Origin of the sequence: uncultured Gimesia sp. (assembly GCF_963976445.1) — a bacterium.
Classification (GTDB): domain Bacteria; phylum Planctomycetota; class Planctomycetia; order Planctomycetales; family Planctomycetaceae; genus Gimesia.
Genome location: NZ_CAXBKP010000036.1, coordinates 1 through 24,989 on the forward strand (window position 1 = coordinate 1; position 24,989 = coordinate 24,989).

Sequence of the window (24,989 nt, forward strand, 5' to 3'; positions counted from 1 at the left end):
GTCTGCCGTGGGTTACAATGATTTTCTAAAGTAAGTGCCATTAGGCTGGCGCCGATCCGCTCAGGGTTGGAGATATTCAGCTCTCTTGGTGGGGGTTTGTGGTAGGTGATCTGATCACTGTTGGCAAGCCAACAGTGGCACACGGACGTCTGTTATTGTAAGGGGTAATGTGATGCTGGTTTGTTTGTTTTCTCTGAGATTATCTGCTCGCTGTGCTTGGTCTGGATGTGTATTCGGGGCTCTCTCATGTTTGTTTTCTTGGGGACTGACTGTTTTCCGATTGATTGTTGCCCGATTGATTGTTGGATATTTTCAGGAAGAGCGTGGGGCCGTCAAGGGGGAGAGAAAAGAAATGGTTGGCGAAAGAGTGCAGATGTGTGTCGGAGTTGTGGTGGGCGTGGTTGGTTTGAGGTCCGTTGTGCGACGGTTTGTGTCGACATGCATCGCTTTGAGAGGCTGGTTTTTATCAAATGTGGCTGAAACGAGGGGCTTTTATAGTGCTGGTTTTCTCAGTGGTTTTGGTTCTTCAGCTGAACCAGTAGTGCACTCGCGCGCGACACACAACGGGGTGAATCTTGGCGAACGTCGGGTTGGCGTCAAGGGGATTTTATTCAGTCCAAGGGTAATCTGTCCAAGGGTAATCTGGTCAGGTGAACTTCAGGGGGAAGATCGATATGACAGGTATTAGAGTTCTCACAGGCAGGAAGCGGGGACGCTTTGTTTTGCGATGCCTGTTGGCGCGCTACTTTGGAAAATTAGCATTTGGCCGTTTTTCGCTTTTTGCCAATCGTGCCTCGTTGTTGTACTTTCTGAATGTACTCGACCGCAGAGGGCACGCTGCAGGCGGTCTTTCCCATATCGACCGAGACGGTGCCGATTTTCTTTGCAGTTTGAATCGCTGCTGCCGTCAGGCTGTTGATGTAGCAACCAGCGGAGATCACAAAGCCGTTCATGGCATAGCGGACCAGATTGGGTTGCTGATGAATTGTCTGCGCGATGTGTTTCAAAAGTCGTTTCATTTCGGCCAGATCCAGCTCGGAATCGTTCCTGATGGAGACAAGGCTCGCGAGCGTCTGCCAGCCCGCCTGGGCTTTGGCTTCCTTGTTCGAATCAATCCATTCCAGCGCGAGTTCGTGGCCGTATCGACTTTCTGCAGTTACCCAGGCGACGGTGGTGCCGCTAATCGATGTGCAGTTGGCTCTGGTGAGCCAGCGATGCAGATTTGTTTTGGTCATCTTCGCGTCATCTGTGATCAAGCCAGCGAGGTATTGCGCGTCATAGATGCCGGTATCAAACAGATCGAGCGCCAGCTGGTAATCTTGTTTGATCTGCTTCTGAAGTTTCTTCAGGTCGGCCACCTTGACGCCGAGCACAGGGGCCTGCGCGCCGTGATTCATCAAAATATTTTTGGTAGAATCCGTTCCAAATTCTTCCAGTTGCGCTACGACTTCGGTTACCGTCATTTTTGTTCTCCCGAGTTGGTGCGACGGTTTTTCTGGCTTTCATTAATCAGAACGATCGTTAGGAGCGAGTATAAACTCTTTCCGTCCTCAAGCCAAAATACCCTTCAGCAGATGGTCTTCATCAGCGGGGCCGATGAGTCTTTGGTCCAAGCCCTGGTAGGGGACTTTCAGCTTGCGGGCGTGGAGGCCGGTGAGATGCAGGATGGTGGATTGCAGATCGCGGACGCTGGTTTTCTTTTCGGCGACGAAGTAACCGAGTTCGTCGGTTTCGCCGTAGGATGTGCCGCCTTTGATGCCGCCGCCGGACATCCAGATGGTGTAGCAGTGGGGGTGGTGATCGCGTCCGAGGAATTTGGAACCGTTGCGTTCTTCGTTCATCGAGGTGCGTCCGAATTCGCCGCTCCAGACGATCAGCGTTTCATCGAGCAGGCCGCGTTGTTTGAGGTCGGTGATCAACGCATACAGCGGTCGGTCGATGTCTTTGGCTTTCTTCGGGACGGCGGTCATCAAGTCGTTGCCTGCGCCGGTGCCGTGCATGTCCCAGCCGTAATCAAACAGTTGTATAAAACGCACGCCCCGTTCGACCATTCGACGGGCAAGCAGGCAGTTGTTCGCGAACGAAGGCGAACCGCCGGTCGTGCCATAGAGGTCGTGCGTTTTTTTAGTTTCGCTAGCCAAATCAACGGCTTCGGGGACCGACATTTGCATACGGAACGCGAGTTCGTACTGGTTGATACGGGTGAGTGTTTCGGGATTGCCGAACTGTTTGAGTTCGAATTCATTGAGCGATTTGAGGGCATCCAGACTGCGACGGCGGACGTCGCGGTTGATGCCTTTGGGGTTGGTGACGTAGAGAATCGGGTCACCGGTTGTACGGCATTGCACACCCTGATAGACGGATGGCAGGAAACCGCTGCCCCAGAGACTTTTTCCACCACTGGGATCACTACCGCCGCTGAGCAGGACCATAAAGCCGGGCAGGTTTTTGTTTTCGGAACCGAGACCGTAGGTGATCCAGGAGCCCATCGACGCACCCCCAAAGCGGGGGGCACCGGTATACAGGAACAGTTGGGCGGGCGCATGATTGAATTGATCGGTGTGCATCGACTTGATGACGGCGACGTCGTCGGCGACGTTCTGGAAGTTCGGCAGGAGTTCGCTCATCCACGTTCCCGACTCGCCGCACTGTTTGAATTTGTAGGGCGTGCCCAGCATTTTGGGATGCCCTTTGATGAACGGGAAGCCGCGTCCTTTGAGGAACGAATCGGGGCAGGGCTGCATGTTGCGTTTGACGAGTTCGGGTTTGTAGTCGAACAGTTCCTGCTGTGGAGGCGAGCCGGCCATGTGTAGAAAGATGACGCTTTTTGCTTTGCCCGGAATGCGGAATTTCGGTGCGTGTGTTTCGGTGCTCTCGGGCTTGTTGGCGGAAAGGCTTTGGTTTTCACCCAGCATCGCACTGAGTGCCATCGCGCCGATGCCGGTGGAGCCTTGGGCGAGGAAGTGGCGCCGGGTGACGGCTTGTAATTGTTGGGCCTGTAAAGATTTCTGATGAAGATTCATGAATTTATCCTTTGGTGAGAACGCCATCCAGATTAAGCAGGACGTTAGCGATGACGGTCCAGGCTGCCAGTTCTGATTTGTTGTATTGATCCGGTAGAGGTCTCAGCGAATTCTCCAGGAGTTTCGCCGCTTCTTCGGGATGCGATTTGTAATAGGCTAATTCTGATTCGTAGAGTTTTAATAACGGTTCGATTTGTTCTGGCTGCGCGGTACGGAGCAGGCTGAGTTTCAAGCCATAGGCAATTCGTTCGCGTGGTGTTGAGCCGCCTTCTTTGAAGATCCGCAGACCGAGTGCCTGCGAGATTTCGATGAAGACGGGGTCGTTCATGGTGATCATCGCCTGTAACGGCGTGTTGGTGTTGATGCGGCGGATCGTACAGATTTCTCGACTCGGTGCATCGAAGGTTGCCATTGAGGGGTAGGGGACGGTTCGCCGCCAGAAGGTGTAAAGGCCTCTCCGGAAGCGGTTGTCATCTTTGCTGGTGGCCCAGTTACGTTGTCCGTTGAATGCGGCTCGCCAGATGCCATCGGGTTGAACAGGATAGACGGAAGGGCCGCCGACTTTTTTGTTGAGTTGGCCGCTTAAGACCAGTGCCTGATCACGAATCATTTCGGCTTCGAGACGGTAACGTGGGCCGCGCGAAAGGAGTTGATTGCGGGGGTCTTTTAGAAGATGCTCGGGTGTCGTGGTGGAATCCTGCCGATAGGTGTTGGACATGACGATTGTTTTTAGCAGCGCTTTTCTATCCCAGCCGATGCGGACGAATTCGGTTGCCAGCCAGTCGAGCAGTTCGGGATGACTGGGGAGTTCGCCTTGCGTACCGAAATCTTCTTCAGTCACGACGAGTCCGGCGCCGAATAATTGAGACCAATATCGATTGACGGCGACGCGGGCTGTGAGTGGGTTTTCTGGTGAGGTCAACCACTTCGCCACAGCGATCCGGTTTTGAGGAACCTGTTTCGGAGCGGGATTGAAAGCACTCAATAGCGCTGGTTCAACGACATCACCCGGAGAGAGAAAACTGCCCCGGACCATGATATGAGTTTTGCGTTGTTTGTCGGTCGGCAGTTCCTGCATGATGGGGAGCTGCGGATATTTCGGTTTGGATTTCTGGAGCTGCGCGATTTGATCCCGCGTTGGTTTCAGGAGTGGAGCGAAACTGCGGTAGTAGTTGGCGAGTTTTTCCTGTTGAACCGGCGTTCGCTCTTTACTGTCTACGATGGCCAGAATGTCATCGGGGACTTTGAGCCGCGGCTCCAGTTTTGATTCGGTCGTGTAAGACAGACGGAAATGGCCTAACGCGTATTGCGGATCTTTATAGTTGTGTGCGAGGGTGATGATCAGCCGTTGTTTCCCCGTAGCGGCGACGGGCGTGTTGTCGGGAAGAAAATAGGCGCTGTGTGCTTTTCCGAATTGCGATGCGATGCCCCAGCCTTTCTGGTTCTTGTTTGCCGGATCAATGGTGGCACTGACGGGGAAGCCGGTTTGTGAGAATGAAGCAAACGCCCGTTTGAGCGGAACTGTTCTGCGACTGGAGAGTGGCAGCGTGGTGCTTGGTTTGGGGGGAGCGGCGACGATTGTTTGCCAGACCAGTTTGCGTTTGGCATCGAGCAGACTGACTTTGAAGTTGGCAAGTCGTTCGCCGGTGCCATCGGTGCGGTTCCAGATTTTGATCTGTTCAATGGGGGTGTCTGTTTTGAGATTGAGTTCCCACCAGGGTTTGACGGTGGTGTCGGTGTGGGTGGTGGATTTCGCACTAAAGAAATGGCCATCGGTATTGCCATCGATGGCCAGCTTGGCGGGTCCGTTATGTGTGGTGCTGGACTGTGTAGCGACGCCTTGACCGGCGATGTTTTTGTCCGCCTGGAAGACCTGGACTTCGGCCAGAGAGAGAATCTGTTTTTCGTTTCCCTGATGTTCAATTCGCAGGAACTGACCTTTGACGGGTGTGTCTTCCGCCTGAGCGGGTCTCGATTCGGCTTTGATTTCTGACAAAACAAAATTGCCATCCGTGGCGCGGCCCGGTCCGTTTGATTTTAAACTTGTATCGGGAAGCGCTTCGAGTCGCAAGGCTTTGAATGCGGGAACTTCGAGTTCGGTTTCGATTGTGTAGGTTTCTTTGGCGGCTGGTCCCGATGCGAGGATCGAGCCGTCTTTTTGGATCTGGAATTTTGTTGTGGCGGCCGACGATTTGACTGTCAGCGGGGTGAGTACGTTCCAGTTCGGTTTGGCGTGCAGAGAGGATTCCCACTGCTGTTGTGCCTGCACGAGTTCTTTGGTGGGGGTTTTGAGTTTTTGATTCAGTGCTGCGATTTCGGTATCGATGCGTTTTGTTGCTTCCAGCATTCCCTGTGTCGGGGCGGAGATGGTGGGGGCATCATTTGGTTGATCGTTGTCCGCTGTCTGGTTGAAGAATGCGTAGAGCTGATAGTATTCTTTCTGCGAAATCGGATCGTATTTATGGGTATGGCATTTGGCACATCCCATGGTCAGGCCCATCCAGACCTGGAATGTGGTATCGACGCGGTCAGTGATGGCGGCGGTTCGGAATTCTTCGTCGTCGGTGCCCCCTTCGGTGTTGGTCATGGTATTGCGGTGAAAGGCCGTCGCGACTTTTTGTTCGAGCGTGGCATTCGGCAAGAGATCGCCGGCCAGTTGTTCGAGCGTGAATTGATCGAAGGGCATGTTGTTATTGAACGAGGAGATGACCCAGTCACGATAACGCCAGATGTCCATTCGCAGGGGATCAGAGCCGTAGCCTTTCGAGTCGGCATAACGGGCGAGGTCCAGCCATTTGCGGGCCCAGCGTTCGCCGAACGCGGGATCGGCTAAAAACCGATCGACGAGTTTTTCATAGGCATTGGGAGATTTGTCTTTCAGAAACTGATCGACTTCTGCGAGAGTCGGTGGCAGCCCGCGCAGGTCCAGACTCAGACGACGGATGAGCGTATAACGGTTTGCCTTTGGACTTGTTTTGAGACCTACGTGTTCGAGTTGTGCGAGTACGAAATAATCGATGTCATTCGCCGGCCAGTTTTTCTGTTTGACGGTGGGGCGTTGGGAACGTTTTGGCGGAATGAAGGACCAGTGCCGGGCATAGGGGGCGCCCTGTTCGATCCACGCCTTGATTTTCGCGATCTGGGAATCTGTCAATTTCTCACCTACATCAGGGGGGGGCATGACCAATGATTCATCAGACGAAATGATGCGTTGAAAGAGTTCGCTCTGCTCGGCGTTCTTGGGGACAATCGCGTGTTCTTCGCTTTCCAGTTTTGCGGTTGCCGACGTTCGCTGATCGAGTCGGAGGTTGGCTTCGCGTGTCTCTTCATCGGGGCCGTGACAGTGAAAGCAGTTCTTAGAGAGGATCGGACGGATATCGCGATTGAAATCGACGTCGATGATCGCCTGGTTCTTGTCTGATGGTTTTTCTGCAAGGATGGTGGTACTGCTGGTGGCGATCAGCAGGAGAGCAAATCCAGTCAGAGAGATATTTCTCGGTGAAATCTTTCTCAGTGAAATGTTTCTCAGTGAAATGTTTCTCAGGGAGAGATCAAACATCGGTATTCACCTTCGGGAAGGAGTGCAATGCAGATGCACCTGGTGAATCACCTCGATCCTAGAGATGAAGCAGAGAGTGTGGCATCAAACATTACGAATTTAGGTTTGGTGACACCAGTCCGTCAGTGTGTAGACCAACGGTAGCCGACTGTCAGGGAGACAGTCAGCAGGTAAGTTGAAATTATTTAAGTGGCGCAAGCACCAGCTTTTATCTTACCTTCCTGCGCGAGCAGATGCAAGAAAATGTCTCATTTTAGAGAGAGACATGTCCGAGAAGCCTGATCAGGCTTCCGAGGCGTTATTCAATCCCCAGGTTACGCTCGATATTCCGGGCTTTGGAGCTCATGACGTATTTTTGCCACCAGGCATCGGGATCTGATTCCATCGGACGATCGCCGCGTGCTTCTTCGCCTACCGAAGCCCATTGGTCGATTTCTTCTTCGCCGCTCCAGTCAGAGTCGAACGGTTTGGGTTTGAACGCCCGCATGGTTTCGCGGTTCAATTCGGTGATCGGATCCATGATGGCAGCGCAACCGGTAGTGAGAAAACATGCCGGAACGCAGACGATACACGTCAAAACGAAGGATTTCATGAGATGTTCCTCCATACAATCATCGTCAGATGAGGACAGGAAGCGCCTCAGCCGTTAAGATTGATGGTCAACAATAATGTAGTGATGTGAGTTTTTGAGTAGGGATGAAGATCCCTGTGAGAGAAGAGAGCCGGCATTTTACTGATTTGGTAAACTGCGCCTACCCCTTTTTTGGGGTGGTTTTAAATCTGAATTCAGCCATACATCGAGGAGATCACGTGGATTCCGCTTTAGATATACTTGTTGTCGCCCCTCATCCGGATGATGCAGAGATTAGTGTGGGCGGGACGATTCTGGCTTGTAAATCGCAGGGCTTGCGGGTGGGAGTCATCGAATTAACCAATGGTGAGCCAACGCCTTATGGTAGCCCTGAGATTCGAAAACAAGAGACGGCTGCTTCGACTGCGGTTCTTGATCTGGATTATCGCGAAAATCTGGAGCTGCCGAATCGGAGTTTGGAGTCGAGTCTGGAAGCCCGGCGGAAACTGGCGATTGTGTTTCGCACTCAGCGCCCGAAAGTGATTTTGGCTCCCTATTGGGAAGACGTACATCCCGATCATGTCTCGGCTAGTCATCTGACGGATGCAGCCCGATTCTGGGCGAAACTGAGTAAAACCGACATGGCGGGAGAACGGTATTGGCCGCCTCAGATCTATTATTTCTGGAGCATTCACCTGCGGATTCATCCCAAGCCGAGTTTTGTCTTCGATATTTCTGAGCATATCGAACAGAAAATGGAGGCGGTTCGCAGTTACGAAAGTCAGTTGATTACTGGTCGGCCTACTGAACATCCGACTGTGTTGGATGACATCAAAGACCGTGCCCGCTACTGGGGTTGGACAATTCATCGTGCTTATGGTGAACCTTTTGCCAGTCGCGAAGAGATCGGAATTCAAAGTTTTCTACCATTGTCAGCTGCCGAACTGACGTAGAGAGTCATGGTATTGCGGATTTTATAAAAGGGGAAAGCAGACACGGTTCAGGAGAAAAAACGCCCTCTCGAAGTGAGGTTTTGGTGTTCAACCTTGAATGTTCGTACTTTCATCGGTTAGACTTTGCGTAACAGAATTAAAAAAGTACGATTGACGTATCGACTGTATAGCACAGTCCTGATTCAGCTGGCTGGTGATACAGAGTCAAGCTTAACACCAGCTGTTTGAATGACTGTGATCCCCCCACCGTAACGTGCATAAAGCAATCCTTCCATCTGACATTAAATTGAGGAGAAAAAAGAAGATGTCTCAACATTCTCGTCGCGAATTTCTGGAACAATCGATGTTTGCTGCCGCCAGTGCAGCAGCCTTGGGCGCTTCTGTTCCTCAACTCTCTGCAGCAGAGAAACAGTCTAGCAGCCCGAACGAAAAACTGCGTGTCGCATTGCTGGGCGTTAACGGCCGTGGACAATCTCACCTGGGGGCGTTCACAGGTCGCAAAGATACAGAAGTGGTTGCGATTGTTGATCCCGATGAAAGTGTCGGAATGACCAAAGGGGTTGGAAACGTATTTAAGAAAACCGGCAAAAAGCCTACCTACTATAAAGACCTGCGAAAAGCATTTGACGATCAGAAAATCGATGTCGTCAGCATTGCCACTCCGAACCACTGGCATGCATTGGGAGCGATCTGGGCGATTCAAGCTGGCAAAGACGTTTACTGCGAAAAACCAGTCAGTCACAATGTGAGTGAAGGACGTCGCATCGTTGAAGCAGCTCGCAAGTACAACAAGATTGTGCAGACCGGAACTCAGTGCCGTTCACAACCCGGTCTGATCGACGCGGTCGAGTTTATCAAAGCCGGTGGTATCGGCGAAGTCAAACTGGCTCGTGGTACCTGCTATAAACGACGTAAATCAATTGGTGCTAAAGGCAACTACGATGTGCCTGCCAGCGTTGATTATGATCTCTGGCTCGGACCAGCACCGATGGCTCAGTTGACCCGTAAGCGGTTCCATTACGACTGGCACTGGCAGACACCAACAGGTAACGGTGACCTGGGGAACCAGGGCATTCATCAGATGGATGTCGCTCGCTGGGGCTTAGGCGTCGATAATGTTGGTGATAGCGTTCAGGCTTACGGTGGTCGTCTGGGATATACTGATGCCGGCGATGTCGCCAATACCCAGGTCAGCATTCACCAGTTTGGTGACAAGCGACTGGTATTCGAAGTACGTGGTCTGGAAACCGAAGCCTATCGGGGCGCTAAAGTAGGAGTCATCTTCTACGGTACCGACGGTTATGTGGTGATCCCCAGCTACAACAGTGCTTCGGCATTTAACAACGATGGCAAACTGATCAAGAAGTTCTCTGGATCAGCAGATCACTTCGGGAACTTTGTGGATGCCGTTCGCAGCCGCAAGATCAGCGATCTGAATGCGGATATCGAAGAAGGTCACGTTTCCAGTGCCCTGTGTCACTTGGGTAACATTTCCTACGAACTCGGCGAAACAATGCCGGTTAAGGAAGTTGCCGGCGAAATGAAAGGTGACAGCGAAGCTCTGGAAACTCTCGGCCGATTCCGTCAGCACCTGAGCAACAACAAGCTTGATGCTGATGACGCCGTGATCAGTATGGGACCTAAGTTGTCGATCGACAGCAAGAAAGAAACTTTTACCGGTGGTATGGCTTCGACTGCGAATCCAAAACTGACACGCGAATATCGCAAGCCATTCGTGGTTCCCACCTCTGCAAATCTATAAGTCTCAACTGAGATTTGAAATGACAATCAAAGCCTCCTTCCTGGTGAAGGAGGCTTTTTTTATTCAATGGCTTGCGTTGAGCGGTTTGCGTCTTCAGTGGAATCTGGTTTCTGGGTCGGTTGCAACAACTGTTGCAGCAGCGGGGATTCCAGGATGTGTTTTGCCAGACATTCGCCTACATGCTCCTCTTCGTCGACAATCACATCGGCGCCCGCTGCCAGCAGTTGCCAGTGGTGCAGATGATAGCGGCACCTGACATACAAGGCTGTTCCAGGAGCGAGTTGGCGAACCATAAAAATGATCTGGCGGCAGACGGTCGGACTGGGCAGAGTCGTGATGACAAGTCGCGAGCGGTATAACCCCGCGTGTTCCAGTACTTCAATTTGGGTGGCATCGCCTAGCAATGATTTCAGCCCGTATTGTTTAGCGATTCGCAGATTTTCATGATTCAGGTCGATGACCACAATCTGTTTCAGACCGACTTGCAGGAGTTCTCCTGCGACACGCTGACCTGCAGGGCCGAAGCCGAGGATGAGAATCAGATTGGTTGATGTTTCCTGTTCGGAATCAGTAACCGACGTTTCTGGATTCTCCTGTCCTAAGTCTAATCGAGGCTGTTTTCGACTGAAGCGACGAAGGAAATTGGCAGCGACCGGCGCCAGTTGTATTAGATACGGGGTCAACATCAACGTAGCGATGGTGGCAGAGACAATAGCGCGGAATGTTGATTCGGAGAGAATGCTCTCTGTACCAGGTTCGCCACGTGCTACCGTCGCCAGGACGAACGAAAATTCCCCGACCTGCGCGAGACAAAGACCCGTACCGAGAGCAAATTGCCAGGGTTGGCCACAGAGCCAGGTCACGCCAAATGTGATCAACAGTTTTCCGGTAACGATCGCAGCTACCACTGCCAATACGACTCCAAAATTCTCCACAACCCAGTTCAGATCTCCAAACATGCCGACGGCTGAAAAGAACAGGGTGACGAGCACGGTTTTCAGCGGTTGGATATCAGATCGAATTTGAGTTGCAAACGGAGAGATCGCCAGGAGAACGCCCGCAACGAAAGCGCCGAGCGCCGGACTGAGTCCCAGCCGATGGGCTGCCCAGGCAGAACCCGCCGCCATCACCATTGTCAAGAGAATGGGGAAATCCCGATTGCGACGCAATGATGATAATTCCAGCAGACGGGGGAGGACAAAGTTAAATAGCCCGTAAAACACAGCCACAAACAGCGCTGCGAGGGAAAATGAGATACCCAGCTGGCTGATAATTTCCCCCGGTGTTCCCTGGCTGACCAGCGCGGTGATAATTAACATCAGCGGAATCACGGCCATATCCTGAACCAGCAGAATACCAAGCGCTGTTTGCCCGTGGGGCGCATCCAGTTCTGCGCGGTCATTGAGCATGCGGACTACACAGGCGGTGCTGCTCAAGGCGATCATGGCGCCAACGGCTAATGCTTCTGCGAATGCATATCCGAGTAAAATAGAAACGGTCATTCCGGCCAGCAGTGTCAAGATAACCTGCAAGATGCCGGCTATCAGCGGGATACGTCCCAGCCGAAGAAGTCGTGGCAGTGAGAATTCTAGTCCGATAGCAAATAGCAGTAACGCGACTCCCAGTTCGGCAAGATCAAAAATGCTTTTCTGGTTTGAGACCCAGCCAAGCAGATTGGGGCCCACCAGCGTTCCGGCAGCGATATATCCCAGAATGGCGCTCTGTCTCAACTGCTCGGCAATCGTGCCCAGGACGATTGCTGCGGCCAGCAAGATCAGGATATCCGCCAGAGAATGCCACATACTTCCTTCAACTGCTGCAAGCATGATGAAAGCGTCGGGATGTAAAATACGGAAGAAGGCCTCACTCATTGCTGCTTAATCCTTTATTTCAGGCAATGTTGTTTCTGATATTATAGCACTTCGCGATTCTGGGAAAGGGCTTACTTTACTGACTTGTTCAGGACTGTTGAGAAAACCTGTTTTTTTGAGAGTGGGCCGAACGCCGGCTGTGATTTTGGGGATCAATCCGGATTAAATAAATTGAATATTTCTGAAAAAGCTGTCACAAATACGGGGGCTGGTTATAATCGTGTTCCAGTCGGAAACACGGATTCCAAGTTTTGTATGGATACAGATGCATGTTTCAGTTTTTCTCCGGTGCGAAAAAAAATATTAAAAACAAAGTGAAGCGGGCCGTCATTCGACATCACCGCCGCTCAGGAACGGTCTTATTCAGTGATACGACCTTGCGCGATGGCGAACAGATGCCCGGCGCCACACTGGACCCAATTGAAAAACTACAGATCGCCAAAGCACTGGAAGCTGCCGGCGTGCATTCACTGGATGCCGGTTTCCCCGCTTCTTCGCAGGCGGATATTGATGCGATTCAAAGTATGGTGGGGGTCATCAAAAAGCCGGTGTTGACGGCTTTATGTCGTACCTTGCCTGGTGACGTTGATGCCGCGGAGGAAGCACTGGCGGGAAATCCGCCGCATAAAAGAGGGGTCAGTTTGTTTTGTGGTACGAGTCCTTTACATCGCCAGTTCAAGCTCGAGAAAAACAAATCTGAAGTGCTCAAGCTGATCGTCGACAGCATTCAGTATGCGGCGGAGAAGTTTGATATCGTCGCCTTCAGCCCGGAAGACGCCAGTCGCACCGAAGTCGATTTTTTATGTGAAGTGTATCGGGAAGCCATTGCCGCCGGTGCGACGACGATCGGATTTCCGGATACGGTGGGCATTCTGACGCCTTATAAAGCACAGGAATTCATTTGTCAGATTCAGGATCAGGTGCCGGGCATCGAAAATGTTCTGCTGGCCGTGCATTTTCATAATGATCTCGGTCTGGCGGTCGCGAATACTCTCGCGTGTATTGATGCCGGCGCGAATGTGGTGCAGTGCACGGTAAATGGGATTGGAGAACGAGCTGGGAATGCGGCGTTGGAAGAAGTGGCGATGGCGTTGCATCTGCATCAGGACGAGTTTGAGCGGCCGCATTATCTGGATATCTCTCAATTGGCGCCGCTCTGCAAGCTGGTTTCGGAATTGACGGGCATTGCCCTTTCTCCCATGAAACCCGTCGCCGGCAGTAATATCTTCGCCACCGAAGCGGGCATTCATCAGGATGGGTTACTCAAGAATCCTGATACCTATTTGCCTTATCGCCCGGAAACGGTCGGCGAGAGCGGGATCAAACTGGTTCTGGGCCGACACAGCGGCAAGAAAGCCATTCTGCATCGGCTGCATGAACTTGGAAAAGAGCCGAACGAGCAAATCGTGCAGCGCGTCTTACAGGCGATCAAGGAGCTACCCAAGGGGGAACTGGTCGATGATGACTTGTTACGGAAACTTTCGAAGTAAAGCGAACGTGGGCTCGGCTTATTCGAAATAATTGACGGCATTGCGGAACAGTTTCATGCCTTCGCCTTCGCCTTCCAGTCCTAGACGCGTCCATTGTGGATGTTGCGTGGCAAACAGAAAACGCTCGGGGTGAGGCATCAGTCCCAGTACGCGTCCCGAAGGATCACTTAAGGCAGCGATGTTATACACGGAGCCGTTGGGGTTCACGGGGTAAGGCAGGATGTCTTCCTGCAGGACGGTATCCGCGTCACTCGCTTCGCGATAACACATGGCGATTTGCTGATTCGCCTGCCAGTCAGCGATAATCGAATCATCGCTGACGGCGATGCGTCCTTCGGCGTGCGCGATGGGAAGTTCAATCTGCTCGATGCCTTTCAAAAAGACATTCTGCGGTGCCAGTACTCCGAGATTCACCCAGAGCGACGTGTATTTGCCGTTCGTATTCCAAGTCAATGTCGCATCGCGGCTTTGATCCGCTTTGGGTGGCCAGTTTGCAGCACCGCCGGGTAGAATTCCGGCTTTGAGCAATACTTGAAAACCGTTACAGATTCCCAACACCAGTTTGTCAGCCGCCAGGAAGTTGCCAATCACATCAGCAAGTTGTCCCTGCAGATGGCTGGCGAAGATCACCCCCGCACCCACATCGTCCCCATAACTGAAACCGCCGGGCAAGCAGAGAATCTGATATTCATCAAGTTGGCTGGGATTTTCCAGCAGTTTCAGGAGATGAATTCTTGTTGACTCGGCTCCGCAGAGATCAAATGCATGTGCCGTCTCAATATCACAATTCGTTCCAGGGGCGCGTAACACACAAACTTTGGGGGGAGTTGACATAAGAACAGAATTAATCCTTGATTTTCAATTTCCGTGTGGTGAAAGGAATCGTCTCCATTATTGAGGATGCTATTCCGAAAACCGCTATAATTCCAGCGTCAGGACGTTGATACCCTCTGAAAAACCGGGTTTTCCTGATTCAGGGAATGTCGGTCTGAATTGTACAGTCATAAGCCCTGAAATACGAGCAAGTTAGGCGACTCTTTGTCAGTTAGGTCTGTGGAAAATCAATCTGTTCGCTCTCTGGTGAATTTGCTATAGTTCCCCACCATTTGTCGAGCCCTTTCTGGTCCGATCTTCTTCTGAGTGATTACCAGCGCATTTTTTTCTGAGTCTGACTTTTCATGAACCCCCTGTTTCGATTGATCCTGGTCGTATTATTGATGCCCGCATGTTCGGGCTGCTTTAATTCGTATAATACGCGGATTCCGCGTCTATTTCCGGGTCGCCAGGGGATGACACGCAGTCAGAAAATGGAAGAACAGAAGATGATGGAACTGGAAGATCCGCTGCCTTCTAGTGCTCTGGGGCCCGGTGTCGTCAGACCGCGCGAATTTGGAACGCAACGTACCGAATCACGGCTGTCGATTGAGCAGTCCATCCGAAGTCGCCCTTTTGTACAGCCACGACCGGGACAAACCCTGCATCCTGTACCCAAATTGTCGGGCGGTAACTCAAAATATCCTGAAGTGATCCGTCCTTAATCGTGCGGTCAGATGCTGATTTTCTGTGCTTCCGCTTTTCATTCGTTCTGCTTTCCGTACAATGAAATACCGGAAGAAATACATTCAACTCTGTTCAGGGCAAGTGGCTATCTTGAGATATCGATGCTCCGAGGCAAAACTGATTCCCGCGACTTATTTTTACGTGCAAGGAATTTTGCTGCTTTTGAGTCCGGCTTTCATCGTTGGCATCAAGCCGGTGATGGCGCAGGTCGAAGTCAACCGTTCGATCGACGCACAGGGGAAGAAGTATTATACGCTTCCCACGCGGAATGCCGTGAGTCGGGGATTAAAATTTCTGGCAGAACGACAGCACCCCGATGGTTCATTCGGGTCTGGTACCACCTTCAAAAATAATGTGGCTGTGACCTCTTTGTGTGGAATGGCATTCCTGGCAGAGGGCAGCACTCCGGGCAGAGGCAAGTATGGGATGCAGGTCCAAAAGGCAGTGGAATTTATTCTCGCTTCCTGTAAGCCTTCGGGATACATCATTTCCCCCGATAGTATTTCACACGGACCGATGTATGGACACGGTTTCGCAACGTTGTTTCTGGCAGAGGTGTATGGGATGACGCACAGTAAGGATGTGCGCATCAAGCTGGAGAAAGCCGTCGAACTGATTGTCAAGTCGCAAAACGCGAAAGGAGGCTGGCGTTATACCCCGGAGAGTAGAGACGCTGATCTTTCGGTAACCGTGTGTCAGATTATGGCGCTCCGAGCAGCGCGGAATTGCGGCATTTTTATCTCGAAGGAAGTCATCGACCGCTGTATTGAGTATGTTAAGAAAAGTCAGAATCCGGATGGCGGGTTTCGGTATCAACTGGTGCTGCAGGCGGAGAGCGAATTTCCCCGGTCCGCTGCGGGGGTTGTTGCCTTGTATAGTGCCGGGATTTATGAAGGTGCAGAAATCAAAAACGGACTCGGTTACTTGATGCGGCACCTTCCCAATCAACGTTACTTCAGGGGCAGCCATTATTATTACGGACAATACTACGCCGTCCAGGCAATGTGGCAGGCAGGTACCGAGTACTGGGACGACTGGTATACTGCAATACGGGAAGAACTGGTGGCCGGTCAAATGACGACTGGCAGTTGGCGGCCCGGCAGTGCAAACTGTGTTGAATATAGTACTGCCATGTCCTGTATTGTATTGCAGATTCCCCGAAATAATATCCCCATCTTTCAACGCTAATTTTGTCTGATTCTTTTGAGTTTTCATCGTGCGGTGTGTTATGCGTTTGTCTGTCCAACTGTTTCTGGTCTGTTTCCTGTTCTGTGGTACGGATCGGTTCGTCGCTGCAGCAGATCTGGATCTGGCAGATGGCACGATTCTAAAGGGGACGCTGCTTCAAATTGGTCAGAACCAATTCACATTTCAGACGGAAGCAGGAACGCGCACCGTTCCCGCTGCTGAGATCATTCGGGTTGTGGCAGGGAAACCTCTAGCCAATCCGACTCGTGGAGGGCTTGTCGTTCTGGCGAATGATGATCGCATTCATGTAGAGATTCTGCGCTCGGAAGAGGAATCGATACTCGTACGCCTGAGTTCCTGTCCGGAAACAGGCGAATGGAAAATTCCCCTGGAAACAATTCAGAGCGTCTTTTTTCAATGGCCCGCGTTTCAAAAATCGCAGGTGCGATTACTGCAAAAGATTGCGCAGCTCAAAAAAAAATCAGATCTGTTCTATTTGAAAAACGGTGATTTTCTGGAAGGAGAATTTCTGGGGTTTGATGCGCAGACGTTTCGTTTTGAATCGAATGCCGGGGAAACAGCAGTCCCTCGATCCGGAATTGACTTTTTCTGTTTTAATCCCGAGTTGATCAATTTCCCACAGCCAGATCAGTTACGTTATCGGCTTGAGCTCACCGATGGTACACGTTTGAGTGTGTCGTCCCTGGTCTTGAATAAAACTGTGATCGCTGCGAAAACCTTATTTGGTGCAGAGTTAAAATGTAGGCTGGATCGACTTGTTTCTATTTCGCCATTAGGAGGACTGGTCGTTCCTCTATCGCAACTCGAGCCGAGCGAATATCAGTTTACGCCTTATTTCACCCAGCAGTGGGGCTGGCGCCGTAATCGCAATGTGGTAGCAGGTCCCTTGCGCGTAGGGGGTAGGGAGTACGCTACCGGCCTGGGAGTGCATAGCGCCGCTGAATTACGTTATACACTTGATGGCAAGTACGCTGCGTTTCAGACTGAAGTTGGCATTGATGATTCCACGAATGGCAAAGGGACTGTGGAAGTGTCGATTCTCGTTGATCAACGTGTTGTTTATCAGCGATCAATCCAGGGAACGGAACAGCAACGGGCAAGGGCTGTGCCGCGCATTGACCTCAGTGGCGCCCGCGAACTGGTGCTGAAAGTCGAGTTCGGAAAGAATGCTGACATCCAGGATCTGGTCAACTGGTGTCGGCCTGTCTTGATTCTGCAGAAATGATGCTGTTTTTCCGGAAGACGCATCAAAGTAGGCTGTTCGGTCAGTAGCGTTGAGAGACGGTTTTTTCTATTCTTGTGATTAATGTCTGCCGTATGTCCCACCTGTTAATCTCAATCCAATGCAAAGAAGACATCTTATGAAAACGATTACCACGCTGCTGTTCATTGTGACGCTTGCGGTCACTCAGCAATTGTCGGCTGCTGATAAAGTCGATACGTCGCCTGCACCAGTGAAAATTGTCAAAGTCTTTCCATATCTAAAAATTGACCGTCCGATTGTCATTACGCATGCAGACGATGATTCGGACCGTCTGTTTATCGCTTCGCAAAAAGGGAAGATCTACGCGGTCCCCAACACACCCGAAGATGAAGATCTGGAAGAAGGCAAACTGTTTCTGGATATCTCTGACCGGGTGGTCTACAGCGACAAACAGAACGAAGAAGGTCTGTTGGGATTTGCTTTTCACCCGAATTATAAACAGAACGGCGAGTTCTTTATCTATTACAGTACTGGAGACAAGCCTCAGAATACGTCAGTCATTTCCCGTTTCCGCGTGTCAAAGGATAATCCGAACAAAGCCCTGGCTGATTCGGAAGAAGTGTTGATGCGAGTCAAGCAGCCTGCCTGGAATCATGGTGGAGGCACAGTCGTCTTTGGTCCGGATGGAAAACTCTACATTGCCTTTGGTGATGGGGGAGGCGGGAACAATGTGTTTAAAAATGGTCAGAATCTGACAACGGTTCTGGCAACAGTCTGCCGAATTGATGTCGACCACAAAGACCCGGGGTTGAACTATGCAATTCCCAAAGATAACCCGTTTGTCGAAGGAAAAAGTGTCGAGATCAAAACCGCCCGTAAAGAAATCTGGGCTTATGGGCTCCGCAATCCATGGCGGATCGCCTTCGATTCCAAAACCGGCTTGTTATGGGCCGGCGATGTCGGGCAGGGGCTCTGGGAAGAAATTGACATCATCGTGAAAGGTGGAAACTATGGCTGGTCGGTTCGGGAAGGAAAACATCCTTTTGGTCCGAATGGAGTCGAAGCCCGGGATCATTTAATCGAACCCATCTGGGAGTATGATCACAAAGTCGGCAAATCGATTACCGGCGGATCGGTGTATCGCGGCAAAACAATTCCGGCCATCGTCGGCTCATACATTTACGGCGACTATGTTTCCGGAAAATTCTGGGCTCTGAAATATGATGCTGAGAATAAGAAAGTCACAGCCAACCACGTGATTGAATCACCCAGCATTCCCGTAATGACTTTCGGTGAAGGTCCGAACGGCGAAATGTTTCTGTCGTCTTCCTTCAGCGAAATCTTCATGCTGAAAGCAAAATAATCAGCGGGAGACGAGTCGCTACGAGCATTACAATAAAACACGGAACCACTTTAATTGTGGTTCCGTGTTTTTCTTTTTTCCGATAACAGAGTCTGTTAAATCGCGTATTGCTGCAGGTCTTCCAGGTCGACAAATTCGAGAGACGAAATGTGACAGGATTCCAGCTTCACATGTGGTGCCATCCCTGCTTCCAGTGCTTCTTTCCAGCGTTCTACACACAGGCACCAGCGGTCACCTGGCTTCAGGCCAGTGAATTCATACTGCGGGAGCGGAGTACTCAAGTCATTGCCCCGTTCTTTGGAGAATTCCAGGAATTCCTCAGTGACTTGTGTGCATACCGTATGCAGGCCCATATCGGACCCGCCGGTGTTACAGCATCCATCCCGATAAAACCCGGTGAGTGGTTCCAGCGAGCAGGTTTCAAGTTCAGTGCCAAGTACATTTTTTGCTTTTTTATCCGTCATATTAAAACTGATCAACCTCTCTATAAGCTTCAATCACAGCCAGATCACCTTCTTTGCCGGGTTTGGAATTTCCGTGTTCCATTCCAATCACACCATTAAAGTCTTTGGAATGAATGTGCTTGAACACGTTCAGGTAATTGATTTCACCGGTCCCTGGTTCTTTGCGTCCCGGATTATCGCCGGACTGGAAGTAACCAATTTCGTCCCAGCAATTGTCGATATTAACAATCAGGTTGCCTTCGGTGATCTGCTGATGATAAATATCAAACAGAATCTTGCAGGCCGGGCTATTGACGGCTTTACAGATGGCATAAGCCTGGGGAGAACCTTGTAAAAAAGTACCGCCATGATTGGCATACCAGTTGAGTGGTTCCAAAACCATGACCATGCCGTGTGGTTCAAAAATATCGGCACAGCGTCTGAGCAACTCGATCACGTTCGCCGTCTGATAACCCTCGGCCAGTCGATCGCGTGAATTTTCATCTACGTTACCGGGAACGACTGTCATCCATTTCGCATTCACGCGTTTCGCGACTTCGACAGAATCTTTAATGTCTTTCAGAACCGCATCCCAGACCGCTTTGTCTTTGCGGACGAAGGTCGGCTTGCCAATTGAGCCATGAGCCACAAACACGCCCATTTCCATGTTATGTTTTTCCATGGTATCGGCAATTTGCTGCTGAAGTTCTTTGGGCTTCTTTTTCATGCCGTTGTCTTCCCAGGCGGTAAAGCCCTGGTCGGCGGCGAAACTGAGCTGGTCCAGCGGATCCTTGCCGGCGGCGTTTTTAAACATGCCGAAGTGTGGTGCATATTTGAGCTGGAACGATTTACCCTGTTCGGTTTCAGCAGCTTGCGCGGCAGCGCCGGCCAATACTGCTGTACTGCCTGCGATGACACTATTTTTGATAAATTCTCGTCGTTGCATATGAGGGACTCCTTGTTGTGAAATTCATATCAGGTGATAGGTCGGAAGAGGTTTATTCTAGTCGAAGCGGCCAGAGGATGCACCTGATTTCACATGGAATCAATTTGAGTATGCAAAAGTCAATCTCGGAGAGTGAGTCAACCATCGCAGCATTCGGGCCTGTTTCGCTGGGCCGATGTGATCAACGGAGATGAGGCAGTCGTGTGATGACCAGAATGCCAATACTGGCAAGGATCACCAGCGTGGTCTTGAAGGGAATTGGGAGTGGTGAGAAAATCAGCGTTGCTGAAATGATCAGGACCACAATTGAGACCGCCTGGATTTTGACGCTTAATCTGACACCACCTGCCTGTTGCCAGTCTTTTAAAACTTGACCGAGTACCGGGGAACGTAACAAGGTCTGGTTCAGACGCGGTGATGTTCTGATCAGAAAATAACTGGTTAACAACAGGAACGGCGTTGTTGGAAGGACCGGTAATGCAACGCCGAGAACTCCCAGTACGAAGAACAGTGCCGCCAGACTGAGGTAAACTATTTTTTTGAATCCGGTGACCGTGGGGACGGCCGCTTCATTCAGCGTATCCAGAAACGCGGGATGAATTTCATCAAACGCAATACGTTCGATGGTCAGGCCCGGGCCATCTGAATCTTTCGAGAGTTCTTTTTGCGGCTGCGAATTTCGAATCATGAAACCAGGGTCAGGATTGATTGAGCGAATGGAGAGATCAAGTGTTGATTTTAGCTGAAACCAGTCTGGGAACAAGATCGATTTCTTCTGAAGAGGATTGAGGTAAATGCCCTATGTCTTGCGACGATTCAATCAGGAGTGCCTTTCGTTTCAACGGGCAGGCTGCATGCCGCCACGAACAGCGCCGGCAGCCGTCTTCCCATAGTTGTCTGCAAATAGTGGATCTAATGGACGACTGTTGGGCACAGACAACCAGGCACGTAGTAGATGCCGTTTTAAATGTGTTTCAGTGGAATCTTCGAAATCATCTCGACGGTGAAATGTGACCCAGTTGTTGAGGAAGAGCAGGTCGCCTGGTTCCTGCTGAAAGGTCACGCTCATTTCCGGCGATTCAGCCAGGGCCTCCAGTTGATCCAGCGCCTCTTTTTGCGCGGGAGTCATATCAGGTAAATCGGGAGATGTATAAGCGCGTTCAATTAGCACGCGCAGAAAGCTGCCTGCAAATTGACCGTCTTGAACAGAAAATACGGGTTGCTGGCAGAACGGTTTAGCATTCCCCTGATCCACATTGTGTCTCAGATAATAAAAAGGCTGCATCAAAACCTGGGTCAACTGAGGCCAGCGGTCACGCATTTCATTAAACAGAGCGACAGAACTGACCAGCTGATTATCGCCGCCGGAAATCGCCTGTTGAATGCAGAGAAAGCCGATCACATCACAACGGTCAGTATGAAAACTGAGTCGTTTGCGGGTATTTGGTCCGCGCGCTTGTGCCTGACCGATCTGATAACCTTCATCGCGGACGTGAAAGAGTTTTTCTCCGGTTGCACTTTGGGAAACAGGAGTTCCCAGATGAACCGCGATCAGCCAGAACAGACACTCCAACTGCCAGGGAGTATAATCTTCGACGGGAATCCGTTTGAGCTGACAGGCGCCGGAACCAACTTCGAGTTGATCTTGAATCTGGCGTAGTACGGGACCGAGATGAGGGAGTGGGAACCGGTTGACGGTGATCTGTTCCAGTCTCAGTTCTTCCGTTGAGATAGTCTGAAGGGCCTCTTGCAGATCCTGCAGGTGTTGCTGATTCAGTTTGACTGACCAGTCCTCTCTTTCAAACAATTCGGTGCCTTTCCAGGCTGCGGGAATCTGAAACGGACCGGGCAGGGGACTGGGTTTCGGGCTGTCACTCACGCTTGGAACACTCCTGTTAGACGATCATTCATCTGTAATGATAAAAGATGATCTTAGCAGAATGAAACCAGAGTGAAAAGTTGTGGTTGCAATTCGGAGTCGTATCTTGCTTCTGGTGGCAGAGCCAGATGGAACTTATTTTGCCACCAGATTCTGGTTTTGTGGTTTCTTTAGAAACGAATTAATGATGCTGATCAATTTTTTGCGTTCGAGAGGTTTGCTCATATATTCATCACAGCCCGCATCAAAACATTTCTGGCGGTCGCTGTCCATTGCATGAATCGTAAGCGCGATAATGGGTTTGGTATATCCGAGCGCACGAATCTGGCGTGTGGTGGAATAGCCATCTAGTACCGGCATCTGAATGTCCATCAGGATCAGGTCATAGGGATCCCCAATCGGATCTCCGATCTCCCGGCTTTTCTGTAATTCGTCAATCGCCTGCTGGCCGTTTTCGACAATCGTGATTTCTGCACCCGCTTTGGTGAGCAGGAAATTAATCAAACGTTGATTGTAGATCCCATCTTCTACGAGCAGAATATGACAATCCTGTTTGAGAAAATCATGGGACGCTTTGTAGGTTTTAATTTCTTCGAGTCTTTTGGATGCGGACACCTTTTCCATTTTAAGTTTACTGATGTCTCCCACCGCGATGGTGATCTCAACTGTGGTGCTGGAAGCATCCTGATCTGTGACCTGAATGCGCCCTCCCAGCATTTCAGTCAGATGTTTGCTGACGGCCAGCCCCAGCCCCAGTCCACTTACCGGATGTGTCATTAATTCATCTGTCAGTCGATAGGGAGTGAACAGGTCGCTGAATTGTTCTATTGAAAGTTCGGTTCCCGTATTCGTCACCGTGAATGTCAGTTGATGAGTACCGTTTTCAATGCGGGATGTTTTGACGCCGAGTTTCACGCCCCCCTTCTTGGTGAGCTTGATCGCGGTGCCAATCACGGTCGTGAGGATTTGCTTCAGCCGAATTGGATCGGATTTGATGATTTCCGGGATTTCGGTTTCATATTCGACGTTGAATTGCAGATCATTCATTTCTGCTTTCTTTACCATGTATCCACGGACATTTTCGATCACTTTTACCGGACAGCAATCGAGAATTTCAATGTCCAGCAGTCCCTCTTCAAGTTTGGAGAGATCGAGAAAGTCGTTAATCGTATCTAACAGGCTTTGGCCATTGGTATAAATTGTTTCCGCTGCAGTCTGGGTTTCCAGATCATCGCTGGATTCACTCAGGATTTCCGAAAATCCCAATATTGCAGAGAGCGGTGTGCGGACTTCCTGACTCATTAACGCCAGGAAGGTTTCTTTTTCCAATTGTGCCTGTTCGGCTAATCTGCGGGTCTCTTTGAGTGCTTCTTCTGCCAGAACCTGGCGATGAATGTTTGAATTCGAACCGGTCATTCGGACTGCATTCCCATTTGAATTCCGAATGATTTTGGCAGTGCTTCTGAACCAATGGTACTCGCCTCCTTTGATTCTCAATCGAAACTCAGTATCAAAAGGGATCTCGTTTTCCAAGGTCTGGTCGAGGACTTGTAATGTGGCTTGAAGATCATCCGGGTGAAGCAACCGTTTGAATGTGCTGAAACTGGCTCCAATTTCTTGATCACGGTAGCCCAGCAGTTCATAAAAACGCGGTGACCACCATTGCTCGTCTGAGTTGACATCAATCCAGTCCCAGATCCCTTCCGTGATGCAGTTCAGAAAGAGTTCATAGTTTTCTTCGTATGTGATCTGCTCTGATTTTTCGACCAATTGATCGTGGATGTCCATATTGGTGGCAATGTGACCGGAAAAATTTCCTGTCAGGTCTGGGCGAGGAGCAGCATTACACTGCATCCAGCGAAACGTCCCATCATGCTTCTTCAGTCGAAATTCGATTTGAAACGACTGTTGCGCAGTCTGCGCTCTCTCATAGGTCAACTGGAACAGGGGCAAATCATCGGGGTGAATGAACTGTAACCAGCCGGCGTTGATATTTTGATGTACTTCACTGCCAGTAAAATCGAGCCAGGCCTGATTAAAAAAATCGTGACTCTGATCCAAGCCTGACGCCCAGATTAAGACCGGGTGTTTGCTGTTATCAGCTTGAAGTTCTTGAGTTTGGTTGAATGACATGGGGACGCTTCCAATCTAAACATAGTTGTCTCTCTAAGAAGTATCGCTTTACAATAGAAGCGGCGGTTGTTTTTAATTTCTGTTTTTGATGGGAGCAGACGCAGACCATAAGAAAATTAGCTTAAAAAAAGGCAAATACTGCAGATGACTCTCGATATGCGATGAAGTGTGGGAGTCTGTATATCAGGGATTGTATGCGGTTTGAGGGGATTCATTTACAAAAAAAGTTTAAAATGCGTCTGATCTATCAATTGAATTGATTACTGGAATTACTCATGACTTAACGTTCGCTGGAACAGGATTCCCCTCCACATCGTTTCTCAAAGACAAATATCAAGGGTTAATACTTAGAGTCACGTTCAATGTATGAGGGTTTGACGATACATAAAGAATTGCTTCTACGTAAAATCACTATAAAGGTCACGCCAGTCTGGTGCAAAAAGTTCTGGTATGACGCCAAAGAAAGAACAATGGTTATGGCTGAGTTAATGAATTATTTCGCGTATGGGTCAAATCTCCATCCAGCGAGATTGGAATCCCGCATTGGTGCGTGTCAAATCGCAGGGGTGGCCCAGCTGGAAAGGGCAGCACTCTGCTTTCATAAAGTGGGCCTGGATCGTTCCGGTAAATGTGACATTGTCTTCCGGGAAACGGATGCGACAGGAGTCTGGGGCGTGGTCTATCAAATCTCAGCCGCACAAAAAACAATTCTCGATCAACATGAATCACTGGGAGAGGGCTACCAGATTCTGAAGACGAGGGTTGTCACCCGGCAGAATCAGATATTCCCAGTTTATACCTATCAGGCCATGTCGGACTATATCGATCAGAGTATGAAACCGTTTGACTGGTATCATGATCTGGTTCTGCAAGGCGCCCTCTTTCATGGATTTCCGCTCGATTACCTTGCGCAATTACAGGGTGTCGCCATGATTCAAGAGCACAATCCACACAGAGCAAGCAAGCACCAGCGTTTACTGGAAACGATTCGGGATTCTCATGAATCAAAACAAGCCGATTAAG

Annotated in this window: 19 protein-coding genes; 8 read left to right on the forward strand and 11 right to left on the reverse strand. The window is 50.4% G+C overall.

The window, feature by feature from the left end; genetic code table 11:
- Nucleotides 1-755 precede the first annotated feature (755 nt).
- From AAC022_RS25160 to AAC022_RS25175, 4 genes are all read right to left on the reverse strand, one after another.
- Complete coding sequence (locus AAC022_RS25160; RefSeq protein ID WP_339735700.1) at nt 756-1,463, reverse strand: DNA alkylation repair protein; 708 nt, start codon at nt 1,461-1,463, stop codon at nt 756-758.
- Nucleotides 1,464-1,550: 87 nt separating this feature from the next.
- A complete protein-coding gene (locus tag AAC022_RS25165) occupies nt 1,551-3,023 on the reverse strand; it encodes a DUF1501 domain-containing protein (RefSeq protein WP_339735703.1) in 1,473 nt (490 codons plus the stop codon).
- Between the two features lie 4 nt (nt 3,024-3,027).
- Nucleotides 3,028-6,582: a DUF1553 domain-containing protein gene (locus tag AAC022_RS25170; RefSeq protein WP_339735705.1), complete on the reverse strand. Its 3,555-nt coding sequence runs from the start codon at nt 6,580-6,582 to the stop codon at nt 3,028-3,030.
- Between the two features lie 298 nt (nt 6,583-6,880).
- Nucleotides 6,881-7,174 (reverse strand): hypothetical protein, encoded by a 294-nt coding sequence (locus AAC022_RS25175; RefSeq protein WP_339735707.1) that lies wholly within the window; start codon nt 7,172-7,174, stop codon nt 6,881-6,883.
- Nucleotides 7,175-7,392: 218 nt separating this feature from the next.
- Here AAC022_RS25175 and bshB1 point away from each other — a divergent pair, with 218 nt between their 5' ends.
- Together bshB1 and AAC022_RS25185 are read left to right on the forward strand one after the other, a co-directional pair.
- Nucleotides 7,393-8,106, forward strand: a complete 714-nt coding sequence (gene bshB1, locus AAC022_RS25180; protein ID WP_339735709.1) for a bacillithiol biosynthesis deacetylase BshB1 — start codon at nt 7,393-7,395, stop codon at nt 8,104-8,106.
- Between the two features lie 304 nt (nt 8,107-8,410).
- Complete coding sequence (locus AAC022_RS25185; RefSeq protein ID WP_339735711.1) at nt 8,411-9,868, forward strand: Gfo/Idh/MocA family oxidoreductase; 1,458 nt, start codon at nt 8,411-8,413, stop codon at nt 9,866-9,868.
- Between the two features lie 59 nt (nt 9,869-9,927).
- Here the strand turns inward: AAC022_RS25185 and AAC022_RS25190 are convergent, their stop codons facing one another.
- Complete coding sequence (locus AAC022_RS25190; protein ID WP_339735713.1) at nt 9,928-11,739, reverse strand: cation:proton antiporter; 1,812 nt, start codon at nt 11,737-11,739, stop codon at nt 9,928-9,930.
- Nucleotides 11,740-12,008: 269 nt separating this feature from the next.
- On the opposite strand from AAC022_RS25190, the gene AAC022_RS25195 reads away from it, so the two are divergent.
- Complete coding sequence (locus AAC022_RS25195) at nt 12,009-13,229, forward strand: pyruvate carboxyltransferase (protein ID WP_339735715.1); 1,221 nt, start codon at nt 12,009-12,011, stop codon at nt 13,227-13,229.
- Between the two features lie 18 nt (nt 13,230-13,247).
- Here the strand turns inward: AAC022_RS25195 and AAC022_RS25200 are convergent, their stop codons facing one another.
- On the reverse strand, nt 13,248-14,063 hold the full coding sequence (locus AAC022_RS25200; RefSeq protein WP_339735717.1) for a phosphoribosylformylglycinamidine synthase subunit PurQ: 816 nt from the start codon (nt 14,061-14,063) through the stop codon (nt 13,248-13,250).
- Between the two features lie 383 nt (nt 14,064-14,446).
- Here AAC022_RS25200 and AAC022_RS25205 point away from each other — a divergent pair, with 383 nt between their 5' ends.
- The 4 genes from AAC022_RS25205 (at nt 14,447) to AAC022_RS25220 (ending at nt 18,565) form a co-directional block, all read left to right on the forward strand.
- A complete protein-coding gene (locus AAC022_RS25205) occupies nt 14,447-14,767 on the forward strand; it encodes a hypothetical protein (RefSeq protein WP_339735719.1) in 321 nt (106 codons plus the stop codon).
- Nucleotides 14,768-14,879: 112 nt separating this feature from the next.
- Nucleotides 14,880-15,977 carry a prenyltransferase/squalene oxidase repeat-containing protein gene (locus AAC022_RS25210; protein ID WP_339735721.1) on the forward strand — a complete coding sequence of 366 codons (1,098 nt, stop codon included), beginning with the start codon at nt 14,880-14,882 and terminating at the stop codon, nt 15,975-15,977.
- Nucleotides 15,978-16,017: 40 nt separating this feature from the next.
- On the forward strand, nt 16,018-17,223 hold the full coding sequence (locus AAC022_RS25215; protein ID WP_339735723.1) for an NPCBM/NEW2 domain-containing protein: 1,206 nt from the start codon (nt 16,018-16,020) through the stop codon (nt 17,221-17,223).
- A gap of 136 nt (nt 17,224-17,359) precedes the next feature.
- Entirely contained in the window at nt 17,360-18,565 is a 1,206-nt protein-coding gene (locus AAC022_RS25220; protein WP_339735725.1) for a PQQ-dependent sugar dehydrogenase, read from the forward strand.
- 95 nt (nt 18,566-18,660) lie between these two features.
- On the opposite strand, the gene AAC022_RS25225 is transcribed toward AAC022_RS25220, so the two are convergent.
- From AAC022_RS25225 to AAC022_RS25245, 5 genes are all read right to left on the reverse strand, one after another.
- On the reverse strand, nt 18,661-19,029 hold the full coding sequence (locus AAC022_RS25225; RefSeq protein ID WP_339735727.1) for a DUF2237 domain-containing protein: 369 nt from the start codon (nt 19,027-19,029) through the stop codon (nt 18,661-18,663).
- Nucleotide 19,030: 1 nt separating this feature from the next.
- On the reverse strand, nt 19,031-19,954 hold the full coding sequence (locus AAC022_RS25230) for a TIM barrel protein (protein WP_339735729.1): 924 nt from the start codon (nt 19,952-19,954) through the stop codon (nt 19,031-19,033).
- 181 nt (nt 19,955-20,135) lie between these two features.
- Entirely contained in the window at nt 20,136-20,642 is a 507-nt protein-coding gene (locus AAC022_RS25235) for a YbaN family protein (protein ID WP_339735731.1), read from the reverse strand.
- Between the two features lie 150 nt (nt 20,643-20,792).
- Nucleotides 20,793-21,833, reverse strand: coding sequence for a TauD/TfdA family dioxygenase (locus AAC022_RS25240; RefSeq protein WP_339735733.1), 1,041 nt, complete (start codon nt 21,831-21,833; stop codon nt 20,793-20,795).
- 135 nt (nt 21,834-21,968) lie between these two features.
- Nucleotides 21,969-23,966: a PAS domain-containing protein gene (locus AAC022_RS25245; protein ID WP_339735734.1), complete on the reverse strand. Its 1,998-nt coding sequence runs from the start codon at nt 23,964-23,966 to the stop codon at nt 21,969-21,971.
- 476 nt (nt 23,967-24,442) lie between these two features.
- Between AAC022_RS25245 and AAC022_RS25250 the strand changes: the two genes are divergently transcribed.
- Nucleotides 24,443-24,988: a gamma-glutamylcyclotransferase family protein gene (locus AAC022_RS25250; RefSeq protein ID WP_339735735.1), complete on the forward strand. Its 546-nt coding sequence runs from the start codon at nt 24,443-24,445 to the stop codon at nt 24,986-24,988.
- The last annotated feature ends 1 nt before the right edge of the window (nt 24,989 follow it).